Here is a 13,719-nt window from a genome sequence, read left to right as displayed (position 1 = left end):
GTCCGGGAGAGGACCCCGATGCCGCCGGCCACCCCTGCCGCGAGGCCCGTCAGCGGACCGCCGCGGGACCGCCGGGCCTGGAGGTTCCCGGGCCCCGCCGGGGCGCCCCGCTTCGAGGACGACCCGCCCTCGGTGGCGGTGCTCGGCGGCGGCATCGCGGGGCTGGCCGCGGCCACCGTCCTCGCGGAGGCGGGCGCGCGGGTGACCGTGTTCGAACGGGAGACGGAGCTGGGCGGCCGCCTCCGGGGATGGCCGGTGACGCTGCGGGACGGCAGCACGGTCACCATGAGCCGGGGGTTCCACGCCTTCTTCCGCCAGTACTACAACCTTCGCGCGCTGCTCCGCCGGGTGGATCCGGAGCTGGGAATGCTCCGCCCACTGCCCGACTACCCCCTGGTGCACAGCGGGGGAATGCTCGACAGCTTCGCCGAGATCCCCCGCACGCCGCCGTGGAACGCCCTCGGGTTCGTCGCCCGCAGCCCCAGCTTCCGCTGGCGCGATCTCCTCGGGATGTCGCCCGGCCCGGCGATGCGGCTGCTGGACGTCTCCGTCCCCCGGGTCTACGCCGAGCTGGACGGGATCAGCGCACGGCACCTCCTCGACCGGATCGGCTTCCCCGAGGCCGCCCACCACCTCGCCTTCGAGGTCTTCTCCCGGAGTTTCTTCGCCGACCCGGGCCGGCTGTCCGCCGCCGAGCTCGCCGTCATGTTCCACATCTACTTCCTGGGTTCGAGCGAGGGCCTCCTCTTCGACGTGCCCGACGAGCCCTTCCCGCAGGCGCTGTGGAACCCGCTGGGCGGCTACCTCTCCTCGCACGGGGTGGAGGTGCGCACGGCCACCCGGGTCGAGTCGGTGGGCCGCGGGCGCGGCGGGGGCTTCGCCGTGGCCACCGGCACCGAGGCGCACCCCTGCGACGCCGTGGTGCTGGCCCTGGACGTGGCGGGGCTGCGGTCGCTGGTCGGAGCGTCACCCGAACTCGGCGACGCCGCCTGGCGGGAGCGGATCGGCGCCCTGCGCACGGCCCCGCCCTTCCTGGTCTCCCGGCTGTGGCTGGACCGCCCGGTGGCCGAGGACCGACCGGGGTTCCTTGGCACCAGCGCCTTCGGCGGCCTGGACAACATCAGCGTCCTGGACCGCTGGGAGGGCCAGGCCCGCCGCTGGGCCGGTCGCACCGGCGGCTCCGTACTGGAGCTCCACGGCTACGCGGTCGCCCCGGACGCCGACCGCGGGAGGGTGGAGGCGGGGCTCCTCGCCCAGCTCCATCGGGTCTACCCGGAGACCCGCCAGGCGCGGGTCGTGGACGTACGGCACGAATGGCATGCGGACTGCCCGCTCTTCCCGGTCGGCGGCTTCGACGGACGCCCGGAGGTCGTCACCCCCGATCCGGCGCTGGTGATGGCCGGCGACATCGTCCGCACCCCGTTCCCCTCGGCGCTGATGGAGCGGGCCGCGTCCACCGGCTTCCTGGCCGCCGACACCCTCCTCCACCGCTGGGGAGTGGCAGGGGAGACCGTGTGGTCGGTGCCGAACCGCGGCCGGGTTCCGGCGCTCTCCGCCCTGGCGCGCGCCCTGGGCGGGACGCCCTGCAACCGCGGCGGGGGCGGCGGCGGAATCGGGGGTGAAGCGTCCCCGCACTAGCGGCAGGAGCCGCGTCATGACCCTCTCCGACGCGGTGTTCACCTCCGGCTTGGCCGCTCGTCGACCTCCGGTCGGCGGCGGCGCGCTTTCGGCGGGCCCACGCCGGCAGTTGAGCGGCGGGATGGGCGGTCCTGCCGGTCGGGCGCCGGCCTCAGACCCCCTCGTCGCGGTGGCCGGGAGGGTCTCCGCAGATCTCCTCCAGTGCCAGCACGGCCTCCGGCAGGCCCGAGGGGCGCCGCAGGCCCGGGAGAGCGCGGCCGGACCAGCCGGGACCGGCCAGCAGCACCGCCGCTCCGCTCCGGGCGCCCCGGACCCCCCACTCCATCTGGGCCAGATGGCGGGCCAGCGGCAGATTGGCGGTGGACCGGGTCTGCGCCCACAGCACGACGGCGGCCGGTCCGGTCCGCCGCGCCGCGGCCTCCAGGGCCGTGGCCGGTACCGCCGCCCCGAACATCCGGGTGGGCAGCGCCCGTTCGGCCAGGGCGGCGACCAGCGCCTCCAGGGCGAGGGTGTGCTGCTCGCCGGGCATGCAGGCGGCGATCACCGGGGCCCGGCCGGTCGCCTCGCGGGCCTGCGGCATCCGCCGCAGTGTCGAGGAGATGTGCCAGGAGAGCAGATGCTCCACCTCGACGTATCGGTCGCCGGACGACTCCCATCTCCGTCCGACCGCGTGGAGGACCGGCATCATCACCTCCTGCCAGGCGGTGAGGACCCCGCAGCCGGCCACCACCCTCTCCAGGGCGCGCTGGACGGCCGGCCCGTCCAGGCGCACCGCGGCCCGGGCCAGGCCCCGGGCCTCCTGGCGGGCGTCGCCGACCGGCAGGGCGCCGCCCGGGCCGACGGGGCGCGGCGGCCGCTCCGGGCCGGCGGCCGGCGCAGCGGCGGCCAGGGCGGCGGCGGGCGAGGCTGGGGCGGGCGGGGACTTGGAGGTCGAGGGTGCGGAGGCCCGGGATCTGGCCACCCGGGCCGCCTCGCTGGGCGGATAGCCCTCGGCGGTCAGCCGGCACATCTCCTCGACCACGGCCACGTCCGGCGGCAGCCAGCGACGGTGCCGCCCGCCCTGGTGCTGCGAGGGGCCCAGGCCGTACCGCCTGTCCCAGCTGCGCAGGGTCTCGGGGGAGACGCCGAGGCGGCGTGCCAGCGCGCCGGTGGTCAGACCCGGCCCGGCGGCGGTTCCCTCGTCCGCTGTCACTGTCGGCTCCATTCGGTGCAGAAACAGTGCGAGTTTAATCCCCGGGCCTGTGGTCGCATGCTGAGGGGGCGGACGTGATCACCGGCGTCCCGCATCCGAAGGAGGAGCCCATGGCTGGACGTTCGGCCACCGAGCGGAGCTGCGCGGACGCGGCCCTCGCCGAGGCCTTCCGCCGCGGTGACGAGGACTGCCTCGACGCGCTCTTCCGCCGCTGGGAGCCCCTGGTGCAGGCGCTCGCCCGCCGTTCGCTGGGCGACGAGGGGGAGGCCGAGGACGTCACCCAGCAGGTCTTCGTCGCCGCCTGGCGGGGCCGGGCCGGCTACCGGCCGCAGCGCGGCTCCCTGGGGTCCTGGCTGGTGGGGATCACCCGCCGCAAGATCGCCGACGCCCTGCAGGCGCGCAGCCGGCGCGCCGCGCTGTCCCTGGCGGCCCGGCGCTCCCCGGAGCTCTCGGGCCGGCCGCCGGCCGAGCCGGAGGAGGTGCTCGACCGCCTGGCGATGACCGACGCGCTCGCCCTGCTGCCCTTCCGCCAGCGGCAGGTGCTGCAGCTGGCGTTCTACGCCGACCTGAGCCACGTCCAGATCGCCGAGCGGACCGGACTGCCGCTGGGCACCGTCAAGAGCCACTCGCGCCGCGCGATGCGGCGGCTGCGGGACGGCCTGGCCCCGCAGTTCCGGGCCCGGGAGGCCGCGGCGGGCGGCGCGGAGCACCCGGCGAGCGCCGGAAGCGCGGCGGGTGCCGAGAGAAACGCTGCGTAAACGATGCGGGATGCGTCCGGACGCCGCGCCGGTCGAACGTCGAGGCATCCGGCTCACCGTTCGGTCCCCCGTTCGGCCGCGGCGACTCGCTGCCCGCCTCCGCGGAATCGACCCACGGGCGCCGTTGGATGGACCCCAGCCCCGAACCGAAGGAGCGGCCATGAGCGGCCAGTCCTCACCCCCCGCCCGGAACGGTCCGGCCGTCGGCATCTCGAGCGAGCTCCGCGGCATCGACGAGGACGTGACGGCCGCCGTCCGGCGCCGCCTCGCCCCGATGCTCGACGAATGGCTGGCCACCGCCGCCGACGCAGACCCGCGGTTCGCCCGCGACATCGCCCACCGGGTGGCCCGCTTCACCCTGGTCGGCGGCAGCCGGATGCGGGCCCACCTGCTGTGGTGGGCCGCCAGGTCCGGTGGCGCCACTCCCGGTCCTGAGCAGGCCCGCGCACTCCTCACGGTGGCCTGCGCGGTGGAACTGCTGCAGAGCTGCGCACTGGTGCACGACGACGTCATGGACGGCTCCGCACTGCGGCGCGGCGCACCGGCCCTGCACAGCGCGCTGGGCCGGCAGTATCCGGTCACCCGTCCGGACCCGCCGGGAGCCCCGCCGTTCCGGCAGTCCGCCGCCATACTGGCCGGTGATCTCGCCCTGGCCTGGGCGGACGACGCCTTCGCCGAGGCCGCGCTGGAACACCCCGTCCGGGCCGGGGTGCGCTCCGCCTGGCGGCAGATGCGCTGCGAGATGGTGGCCGGCCAGTATCTGGACCTGCGCGCCCAGGCGCTCGCCCGGCAGGACGCCGAGCAGGCCCTCCGGATCGCCTATCTGAAGACCGCGCGGTACTCGGTGGAGCATCCCCTCGCGCTCGGCGCCCTGCTCACCGATGTGGACCCGGACACGCTGGGGCTGCTGCGCTCGGCCGGGCGCTGCGCCGGTATCGCCTTCCAGCTGCGCGACGACCTGCTGGGCGCTTTCGGTGATCCTGCGCGGACCGGCAAGCCGGTCGGCGACGACATCCGGGCCGGCAAGGCCACCTATCTGGCCGCTCTGGCCTTCGCCCGCACCAGGCCCCACGGGGCCGCGGCGGCGCGGGCCGTACTCCAACGCCATCTGGGCGACCCGGACCTGACACCGAGTGACCTCCACCGCGTGCAGGAGGTCCTGGAGTCGACCGGGGCGCGCTCGGCCGTCCAGGCCAAGATCGCCGACCTGTCCGAGGAATGCCGGCTCCACCTCTCCCGCGCCGCCCTGGACCCGGTCGCCGGCCCCCGGCTCACCGCACTGCTGGACCGGGCGGTCGGCCGGGGCGCCGAGACCCGCGCCGGCCTCCCCGCCGGCGCCCGCATCGGCGAGGCGGGCGCCATCCCCGCCCGCCGCCCCGCGCTGACCGTCCAAGGAGCCCGCCCGTGAGGAACCCGCTGCACCGAAGCGACCATGTGGTGGTCGTCGGCGCCGGACTGGCCGGCCTCTCCGCCGCCCTCCATCTCCTCGGCGCGGGCCGCCGGGTGACCGTCGTCGAGCGCGGAGCGCTGCCCGGAGGGCGGGCCGGGCGGCTGGAGAGCGGCGGCTACCGGATCGACACCGGGCCGACCGTCCTCACCATGCCCGACCTGGCCGAGGAGGCCTTCGCCGCGGTCGGCGACAGCCTGGGGGCGCACCTCGAACTCCTCCCGCTCACCCCCGCCTACCACGCCCGCTTCGCGGACGGCAGCACGCTGGACGTCCACACCGACGCGGAGGCCATGGAGGACGCCGTCCAGCGGTTCGCCGGCCCCGGCCAGGCGCGCGGCTACCGCGAGCTGCGCGGCTGGCTGGAACACCTCTACCGGGCCCAGAAGAGCCGCTTCATCGACGCCAACTTCGACTCGCCGCTCCAGCTCCTCACCCCCGACCTGGCCCGGTTGGCGGCGCTCGGCGGCTTCGGCCGGCTGGACCGGCGGATCGCCCGGTTCCTCACCGACGAGCGCCTGCAACGGGTCTTCTCCTTCCAGGCCCTGTACGCGGGCGTCCCACCGGCCCGGGCGCTGGCGGCCTACGCGGTGATCGCCTATATGGACACCGTGGCCGGCGTCTACTTCCCCCGCGGCGGAATGCACGCCCTGCCGGCCGCCATGGCCGAGGCCGCCGCGGCCGCCGGAGCCGATCTGCGCTACCGCCACACCGTCACCGCGCTGGAGCGCAGCGGCGACCGGGTCACCGCCGTCCGCACCGACCAGGGCCGGATCGCCTGCGACGCGGTGGTGCTCACCCCCGAACTGCCGCTCTCCTACCGGCTGCTGGGCCGCCGCCCGCGCCGCCCGCTGCCGCTGCGGCACTCGCCCTCGGCCGTCGTCCTCCATCTGGGGACCACCCGCAGCTGGCCGGGGCTCGGCCACCACACGCTGTCCTTCGGCCGGGCCTGGCGGAGCACCTTCGACCAGCTCACCCGTACCGGCGAGCTGATGAGCGACCCCTCGCTGCTGATCACCCGGCCCACCGCCAGCGACCCCGGCCTGGCCCCGCCCGGACGCGAGCTCCACTACGTCCTCGCCCCCTGTCCCAACACGGAGATCGGCCCGACGGCCGCGGCCTGGGAGTCCCTCGGCCCCCGCTACCGCGACAGCCTGCTGCGCGAGCTGGAGCATCGGGGCCTGTCCGGGCTGGCCGCGTCGGTGGAGGCCGAGACGCTGGTCACCCCGGCCGACTGGGCCGCTCAGGGCCATGCCGCCGGCACCCCCTTCTCGGCCGCCCACACCTTCGCCCAGACCGGGCCCTTCCGCCCCCGGAACCTGGTGCGCGGCACCGCCAACGCGGTCCTGGCCGGCTGCGGCACCACCCCCGGCGTCGGCGTCCCCACCGTGCTGATCTCCGGCAAGCTCGCCGCCGCCCGGATCACCGGCGCCGGCGGCCGTCCCGCCCGTGCCCGCCGCCGCGCCCTCGTGCCGCCCACCGGAAAGGCCACCCCATGACCGGCCGAGAACTCGACGCCGCCGGCATCACCGATGCCGCGCTGCGCCGGGACTACGAGCTGTGCCGCCGGCTGAACGCCCGCCACGGCAAGACCTACTTCCTCGCCACCCGGCTGCTCACCACCGAGCGGCGCCCGGCGGTGCACGCCCTGTACGGCTTCGCCCGCTGGGCCGACGAGATCGTCGACGACCTCCACAGCACCGCCGACCGCACCCAGCGGGAGAGGGCACTGGACCGGCTCGCCCGCGAGGTGGACACCGCCCTCGGCGGAGGTTCCGCCGCCCAGCCGGTGGTGCGGGCCCTGGCCGACACCGCCGCCCGCTACGCGATCCCGGCCCGGCACTTCGCGGACTTCCTGGCCGCCATGCGCAGCGACCTGGACGTCACCGACTATCCGGACTACACCGCGCTGCGCTCCTATATCCATGGCTCGGCGGCCGTCATCGGGCTCCAGATGCTCCCGGTGCTCGGCACCGTCGCCCCCCGCGAGGAGGCCGCTCCACACGCCGCCGCCCTCGGTGTGGCCTTCCAGCTCACCAACTTCCTCCGGGACGTCGGCGAGGACCTCGACCGCGGCCGGGTCTACCTGCCCGCCGATCTGCTGCGGGCGCACGGGGTGGACCGCGAGCTCCTGCAGTGGTGCCGGCGCACCGGCGCCCGGGACCGGCGGGTCCGGGCCGCGATCGCGGCCGGGGCCGATCTGACCCGGGGGGTGTACCGGCTGGCCGCCCCCGGGATCGAGATGCTCGACCCTGTCTCCCGGCCCTGCGTCAGGACCGCGTTCATCCTCTACGGCGACATCCTCCGGGCGATCGCCGCCGACCGCTACGACGTCCTCCACCGCAGGTCCGCCGTGTCGCGCCGGCGCCGGATCGCCGTGGCCGCAGACGGTCTCCGCCACCTCGCCGCCGCCCGCCTCCGCCACCGGGGAGGCGCCGGCGGTCCGGCGGCCGAGGGCTCCCTGGCCCGCACGGACACCCGGAGGGCCGCGTGAGGTCCCTGCCCCTCAGCCGTCGCCGCGGCCGCACCCGCTGGCAGGACCAGCCGCCCACCTGGCGGCAGGCCTCCCGGGCCCTGATCGCCCGCGCCCTGGAACGCTGCACCGCCCGCCCCTCGGGCAACTGGTACGTCCTGGCCCCCTCCCGCGAGCTGCGCCCGGACGGCCCGCCCCTCGGCCGCACCATCGCCGACCAGGAGGTCGTGGCCTGGCGCGGGCCGAACGGCGCGGTGCTGGCCGGGCCCGGCGCCTGCCCCCACCTGGGCGCCCCCCTCAAGGACGCCCGCACCGCCTGCGGAACCCTCCTCTGCCACTGGCACGGCCTCCGTCTCACCGGCCGGCCGCACGCCGGATGGCGGCCGTTCCCCGCGCACGACGACGGGGTTCTGCTCTGGGTCCGCCTGGACGGCGCCGGGGGAGAGGCACCGACGGCGGCTCCGTACCTTCCCGAGCGTCCGCCGCCGGGCGAGGGCGTGGCCGCGGTCTACACCGTCGAGGGCCGCTGCGAGCCGGAGGACGTGGTCGCCAACCGGCTCGACCCCTGGCACGGGGCCTGGTTCCACCCGTACTCCTTCGTCGACCTCACCGTCCGGCCGCCCGCGGGCGACGGGGACGTCCTGGACGTCGACGTGGCCTTCAAGGTGGCCGGGGGGCTCGTCGTCCCGGTCCGGGCCCGGTTCACCGCGCCCGAACCGCGCACCGTCGTCATGCGGATCACCGAGGGGGAGGGCACCGGCTCGGTGGTGGAGACCCATGCCGTCCCCGTCCGCCGCTCGGCCACCGCCCCCCGGACAGCGGTGGTCGAGGCCGTCATCGCGTCCTCGGGGCGCCGCGGGTTCGCCGCGGCCCGCCGGGCCGCCCCCGTGCTGCGGGCCGTGCTGCGTGCCACCGCCGCCCGGCTGTGGCGGGACGACCTCGCCTACGCGGAACGCCGCTGGCAACTGCGGGCCGAAGGCCGCTTCCCCGGTGGCGGCCCGCTGCCCTGAGGAGTCGCGCGGACTGCCCCGGGGGGTCCGCGGCAGTCCTGCGGTCACCCGCCCAGCGTGGAGAGCTCCTGGTCGCGGACGCCCAGCTGCCAGACGATCACCAGCCGGGCCGGGACCACGACCACCCAGTTGAAGACCACCCCCGGCGCCAGTTCGGCATGCGCGCCGGCGGTATCGGGTTCGCCCTCCAGGAGCGTGGATTCGTCCGAGAGGCGGTCCAGGGCCTCGAGCAGCACCTGCCGCCGCTCCTCGCTGTAGGCGGACAGCTCCTTGTCGACCTCGGTCGTGGTGGTGACGGTGAACGAGCCCATGACTGGCTTCCTCCTGGCTTCCGGTGGCGGTACGCCAGCTCACCTGCCCAGGGCCGCGTGGGGCATGCGGAACCGGGTGTTTGGCCGGGGGCGGCGATTGTCCGACGGGGCATTGACTCCTCCGTGAGCTTCCTGACAACGTTGTCCCGCTTGTTCGGACAGCCGTTCCCGTGGAGGTCTCGATCATGTCCCCTTCCCACCCCAGCCGCCGCCGCCTGCTCGGTCTGCTCGGCGCGGCCGGCGCCGGCGCCGCGCTCAGCACCGGGCTCTCCGGTACGGCGCTCGCGGCCACGGCCACGGCGGCCGCGGCGCCGTCGCCGGCCGGCGGACTGCGCTGGCCGCAGGGCCAGGCGCTGCCCTCGTTCGCCGCGCCCGCGGCCCTGGACGTGGTCGATCTGACCACCGCGAGCACCGCCGATCAGCTGCTGTTCGCGACGCTGCAGGGGGTGGTGAACCGCGCTCGGCCCCGGATCGCCCTGCTGCGGCCCGCCGACGAGGGGGAGACCACCTGGCTGGACGGCATCGGCGTGCCCAGCCGCACGGTCGGCGACCCACGGTCACTGCTGGCGAAGTACCGCGCGGAGATCCGCGGCCTCATCGTGACCGATCCGGCCCAGCCGGCCACCGTCAACCTGGCCACCACCCTGGCCGGGCTGCGCGACGCGGTGGCGGTCTCGCCGGAACAGCTCCCGGCACTGACCGCCGCGCCCTACCGGCTGGAGGTACTGGAGGACCTGCGTGGCCGCTTCACCGACGAACTGGCCGCCTACCGCTGGGCGGTGGACGAGCTGTGGCCGCGGACCAGCCACCGCCTGCTGGTCGGGCTCGACCCCACCATCGGGGCCTACCTCCGCGACTACGCGGTGGCCACCAGAGCCCTGGTGCTCTGGATCCACCCCGACCAGGCGGACTCCCGGGCGCTGGGCGACCAGGTGATGTCGCAGATGGCGCCCGGCTCCCCGTACCTCGGATGGTGGCCGGCGGGGGTCGGCGGCGAGAGCGACGGCACCGAACTCACGTCGCAGCACGGGCTCGTGGTGCTGGCCGCGGACTGGTCGCAGAACCTCACCGTCTTCGGGGGAGTGCCGGCCGGGCTCTCGGCACGGCAGCCCGCCCTGCCGACCCCGCGCCTGGAGAACCGGATCTACGTCACCTTCACCATGACCGAGGGCGACAACCTCCAGTACGGCCAGCACCGGATGCGGAAGATCTGGGACGACCCGGCGCGCGGCAGCGTGCCGATCAACTGGACCACCAACCCGCTGCTCGCCGACGCCGCTCCGGCTTTCCTCTCCTACTACCAGCGCACCGGCACCGCCTGGGACTACCTGATGGCCGGCCCCTCGGGCGCCGGCTACGCGTACCCGACGCCCTGGCCGGACGACAGCTTCCCGGTCTACTCGCAGCTCTCCGCCCGCTATATGCGCCGCACCGGGCTGGACAGCGCGGTGATCCTCAACCGGGTCTCCGGGGCGGACGTCCCGCTGCCCGACGCCAAGGCGCTCCAGTACCTGGCCGACATCCGGCCGCTGGGGCTCCTCCAGCACTGGACCGACTACACCCGGACCACCGCGCTGGAGGGCCGGGTGCCGCTGTCGGTCAGCCGGCTCACCAGCTCGGTGCAGGAGGCGAAGGACGCGATAGCGCAGGAGTCCGCCGGGTGGGACGGATCCGCCCCGCTCTTCCTGTCCATCGGAACCCTGGCCTGGAACCTGGTGCCGGCCGACGTCGCGACGATCGCCGGCTCGCTGGACACCCGGTACCGGGTGGTCCGCGGCGACCAGTACTTCCGGCTGGCACGCCGGGCGCTGGGCCTCCCGCCGGCCTGAGGGGGAGCGGGCTTCCCGGGCGGCGAGGGCGCGGCCACCGCCGGATAATCGATCGTGTGGATGCTCGATCGGCTGCCTGCGGGCCGCCGAAGAGATGGGAAAGGGGAGATCGAAATGATCATCCTCGGGCTCCTGCTCATCGCCGCCGCCGCGGTCTTCGGCATCGATCTGCTCATCGAGAACAGTTCCGCGAGGATCTCCCCGGCGCCCACGATCTTCGGACAGAGTCTGGGGGTCACCAGTGGCTGGGTCCTCTTCGTGATCGGTGCCCTCGTCGGGGCGGCGATCCTGCTGGGACTGGCGATGCTGGTCGGCTCCGCCCGCCGCAAGACGCGGCGGGCCGCCGAGCACCGGCGCCAGCGCGACCGCCTGGAGGCCGAGCGCGACCGGCTCGCCGACGAGCGCGACGCCCTGGTGGGCCGCACCCAGCCCAGCCCGCAGGCGCAGGGGCGGGAGGACGCCCTCAAGGGCACCCGCCGCGGGATCCTCCACCGCCGGCACTGAGCCCTCTGGCCTCGCCTCCGACGCGCCCGCCGGCACGGTGAGACGCCGTCCGGCGGAGCGGGTCGGGGGCCGACGCCGCGGGTGTCCCGGGGCGGGGCTCCGGGCGGGGCCTCAGCGGGGCCCTCAGCGGTCGAGCATCCCCTTGGCGCGGTCCGCGAGGCCCTCGGCCTTCTCCTTGGCCTGGTCGGTCGCGTCCTGCGCCTTGTCGCCGAGCCGGCCCGCCTTCGCCTCGGCCTGGTCGCCCTGGCCCTCGCCCCGCATCCGCTCGTCCCCCTTGAGCTCACCGGCCTTCTCCTTGGCCTTGCCGAGAGCCTCGTCCGCCTTGCGCTGCATGTCGTCGGTGCCCATGGCCACCCTTTCGGTGCGTTTCCCGGCGGCCCTCGCCGGGATCGCTGTCCAGCCTGGGCGGACGGGCCGGGTCGCGCATGTCGAGAGGGGCGGCTCACCCGTTCGGCGGGCAGGCCGGGGGACGGCGCCCGTCAGTCGTTGACCACCCGGTAGATCCCGTAGACCACGCCGGGCACATGGCCGCAGAGCTGGAGGAGGAAGGCCCACAGCACCCGCAGACTCGGCCCCTCCTTGATCAGCACTGCCAGCCAGGGCAGCACCAGGCACAGCAGAACCAGCAGCACCTTGAACACGATCGCCTCCTCCTGTGCGGACTCCGGTGGCCGCGGGTTCCCCGCGTGCCGGAACAGCTTCTCCCCGGACCCCGTCCGCTCAATCAGCGGCGGCCCCGAACAGCGCAACGCGGGGCGCCGGCCCGGGGCGGGAGCGGGCCCGGGGGCGGGGGCGGCTCAGAATGCCGTGCGGCGGCCGGCCCGCGCCGGGGGCTCCTGGAGTTTCCGCAGCCCCTGGGCGAAGGCCTGGGCGGCGGCCAGGTCCCCGGCGTGCGGACGGTCCTTGTGGAGGCCGCCGAACGGCTTGAAGGGGGCCCAGGTGTCGAAGCCGCGGCAGGTGAAGGCGTCCAGCACGGGGAGGCCCTTCGCCTCCACCCTCCGGGTCAGCCGCCGCACGTACCGGACCGGGCGGGGTTCCGGCAGGCCGCTGGTGGCCAGGAGGAAGGCGCGGGTCGACCGGCCCTCCGGCGCGTGCGGGAGCGCGTCCACGAAGTCCCGCAGCCGCCGGTGGAAGTTCATCTGGAAGATCCCGGAGCCGAACCCCACCAGGTCGTAGCCGGCGAGCGCGGCCGGGTCGAGCTCGGCGGGGTCGACCACGGGCGCGTCCAGCACCTCGCCCATGGCCTGGGCGACCCGCCTGGTGTTGCCGTGGGATTCCGAGACGCAGACGATGACGGCCTTCATCGGTGACGCTCCCTCAGGTGGAGATCGTTCTGACCTTGCCCAGGGAGGACATCACAGCAGCGGGAAATGTGACATGCCCCGGTCGGTGGGTGTTCGGTTCAGGGCTTCGCCGACGGCCCCCGCGCCGCCCGGTCCACCGCCGTCCAGGCCAGGGCCACCGCCCCGTCCAGCAGCGCCCGCCGGGCCGCCTGGCCGACGCAGAAGGCGGCGAACTCGCGCTGGTGGTTGGTGGCCGGCAGGGAGCCGATACCGATGTACGGGTGGATGGCGGGCACCACCTGCGAGACGTTGCCCATGTCCGTCGAGGCGCGGTTCATCCGCGCGGCGGTCTCCGCCGGGGCGAACCGCCGGCCGAGGGCGACGGCGTTCGCCCGGTAGTCCGCGAGGGCGGTCTCGTCGGCCCGGAACTCCGCGTACGGCTTGCTCTCCGGTTCGACGTCCAGCTCGCAGCCGGTGGCCAGGGCGCCGGCCTCGAAGGCGCGCAGTACCCGTGGTTCCAGCCGCTCCAGCTCGGCCAGCGTCTCCGCGCGGACGTACCAGCGGCCCTCGGCCCGCTCCGGGATGGCGTTCGGGGCGTCGCCCGCGTGGGTGACGATGCCGTGGACGCGGGTGGTGGGCGGCAGTTGCTGGCGGAGCAGGCCGATCGCGACCTGCGCCACGGTGAACGCGTCGGCGGCGTTGACGCCGGCCTCCGGGTAGGCGGCGGCGTGCGCGGACCTGCCGGTGTAGGAGATCCGCGAGTGGCTCACCGCGAACGGCCGGGCCTCGGCGACGTCCACCGGCGCCGGGTGGACCATCATGGCCAGGTCGGCCCCGGTGAAGGCGCCGCGGTCGAGCATCTCGATCTTGCCGCCGCCGCCCTCCTCCGCGGGGTGCCGTAGACCTCCACGGTGATCCCGGCCTCGTCGGCGACGGCGGCCAGGCCGAGGGCGGCGCCGACCGCGCTTGCCGCGATCAGGTCGTGCCGCAGGCGTGCCCGAGGCCCGGCAGCGCGTCGTACTCGGCGCACAGCGCGATGCGGACGGGGGCCCTGGCCGAAGCGCGCATGGAAGGCCGTGTCCAGGCCGAGGTAGCGCGGTCACCGCGAAGCCGCCGGTCGAGGAGTTCGGGGACCGCGGCCGCGGCCCGTGCTCCTCCCAGGCGGTCTCCGGGTCGGCGTGCAGCCGCTCGGACAGTGCGATCAGCTCCTCCGCGTGCCGCTCGACCCGCGCACGGGCGCGCCTTCCGTCCGTCCAGCGCCCCGGTCCGCGCGC

At 75.6% G+C, this 13,719-nt stretch carries 14 protein-coding genes; 8 read left to right on the top strand and 6 right to left on the bottom strand.

The window, feature by feature from the left end:
- Nucleotides 1-18 precede the first annotated feature (18 nt).
- On the top strand, nt 19-1,638 hold the full coding sequence (locus BS73_RS04345; protein WP_037569860.1) for an NAD(P)/FAD-dependent oxidoreductase: 1,620 nt from the start codon (nt 19-21) through the stop codon (nt 1,636-1,638).
- Between the two features lie 151 nt (nt 1,639-1,789).
- Here the strand turns inward: BS73_RS04345 and BS73_RS04340 are convergent, their stop codons facing one another.
- Complete coding sequence (locus tag BS73_RS04340; RefSeq protein ID WP_051939416.1) at nt 1,790-2,842, bottom strand: MerR family transcriptional regulator; 1,053 nt, start codon at nt 2,840-2,842, stop codon at nt 1,790-1,792.
- A 98-nt stretch (nt 2,843-2,940) separates the two neighbouring features.
- Between BS73_RS04340 and BS73_RS04335 the strand changes: the two genes are divergently transcribed.
- From BS73_RS04335 to BS73_RS04315, 5 genes are all read left to right on the top strand, one after another.
- Nucleotides 2,941-3,588, top strand: a complete 648-nt coding sequence (locus BS73_RS04335) for an RNA polymerase sigma factor (protein ID WP_084704574.1) — start codon at nt 2,941-2,943, stop codon at nt 3,586-3,588.
- 160 nt (nt 3,589-3,748) lie between these two features.
- Nucleotides 3,749-4,996: a polyprenyl synthetase family protein gene (locus BS73_RS04330; RefSeq protein ID WP_063836912.1), complete on the top strand. Its 1,248-nt coding sequence runs from the start codon at nt 3,749-3,751 to the stop codon at nt 4,994-4,996.
- Entirely contained in the window at nt 4,993-6,534 is a 1,542-nt protein-coding gene (gene crtI, locus BS73_RS04325; protein WP_037569857.1) for a phytoene desaturase family protein, read from the top strand. Before BS73_RS04330 ends, crtI begins: the two co-directional genes overlap by 4 nt.
- Nucleotides 6,531-7,529: a phytoene/squalene synthase family protein gene (locus BS73_RS04320; protein ID WP_037569856.1), complete on the top strand. Its 999-nt coding sequence runs from the start codon at nt 6,531-6,533 to the stop codon at nt 7,527-7,529. The genes crtI and BS73_RS04320 overlap by 4 nt, the downstream gene beginning before the upstream one ends.
- Complete coding sequence (locus BS73_RS04315; RefSeq protein ID WP_037569855.1) at nt 7,526-8,518, top strand: DUF5914 domain-containing protein; 993 nt, start codon at nt 7,526-7,528, stop codon at nt 8,516-8,518. The genes BS73_RS04320 and BS73_RS04315 overlap by 4 nt, the downstream gene beginning before the upstream one ends.
- A 44-nt stretch (nt 8,519-8,562) precedes the next feature.
- On the opposite strand, the gene BS73_RS04310 is transcribed toward BS73_RS04315, so the two are convergent.
- Nucleotides 8,563-8,829, bottom strand: coding sequence for a hypothetical protein (locus tag BS73_RS04310; protein ID WP_037569853.1), 267 nt, complete (start codon nt 8,827-8,829; stop codon nt 8,563-8,565).
- Between the two features lie 185 nt (nt 8,830-9,014).
- On the opposite strand from BS73_RS04310, the gene BS73_RS04305 reads away from it, so the two are divergent.
- Together BS73_RS04305 and BS73_RS04300 are read left to right on the top strand one after the other, a co-directional pair.
- Nucleotides 9,015-10,658, top strand: a complete 1,644-nt coding sequence (locus BS73_RS04305; protein ID WP_084704573.1) for a GxGYxYP domain-containing protein — start codon at nt 9,015-9,017, stop codon at nt 10,656-10,658.
- A gap of 114 nt (nt 10,659-10,772) precedes the next feature.
- A complete protein-coding gene (locus BS73_RS04300) occupies nt 10,773-11,162 on the top strand; it encodes a hypothetical protein (RefSeq protein ID WP_037569852.1) in 390 nt (129 codons plus the stop codon).
- A 123-nt stretch (nt 11,163-11,285) separates the two neighbouring features.
- On the opposite strand, the gene BS73_RS04295 is transcribed toward BS73_RS04300, so the two are convergent.
- The 4 genes from BS73_RS04295 to BS73_RS39180 all read right to left on the bottom strand — a co-directional run bounded on the left by BS73_RS04295 (nt 11,286) and on the right by BS73_RS39180 (nt 13,305).
- Nucleotides 11,286-11,510 carry a CsbD family protein gene (locus BS73_RS04295; protein WP_037568349.1) on the bottom strand — a complete coding sequence of 75 codons (225 nt, stop codon included), beginning with the start codon at nt 11,508-11,510 and terminating at the stop codon, nt 11,286-11,288.
- 131 nt (nt 11,511-11,641) lie between these two features.
- Nucleotides 11,642-11,803 (bottom strand): YqaE/Pmp3 family membrane protein, encoded by a 162-nt coding sequence (locus BS73_RS38090; RefSeq protein ID WP_161789609.1) that lies wholly within the window; start codon nt 11,801-11,803, stop codon nt 11,642-11,644.
- Nucleotides 11,804-11,959: 156 nt separating this feature from the next.
- Entirely contained in the window at nt 11,960-12,466 is a 507-nt protein-coding gene (locus tag BS73_RS04290) for a flavodoxin family protein (protein ID WP_051938932.1), read from the bottom strand.
- Between the two features lie 98 nt (nt 12,467-12,564).
- Entirely contained in the window at nt 12,565-13,305 is a 741-nt protein-coding gene (locus BS73_RS39180; protein ID WP_235215302.1) for a peptidase dimerization domain-containing protein, read from the bottom strand.
- Nucleotides 13,306-13,719 lie beyond the last annotated feature (414 nt).

Source organism: Phaeacidiphilus oryzae TH49 (genome assembly GCF_000744815.1).
GTDB lineage: Bacteria > Actinomycetota > Actinomycetes > Streptomycetales > Streptomycetaceae > Phaeacidiphilus > Phaeacidiphilus oryzae.
Note: the sequence above shows the minus strand (reverse complement) of the source record. Positions and strands in the feature narration are given on the sequence as shown.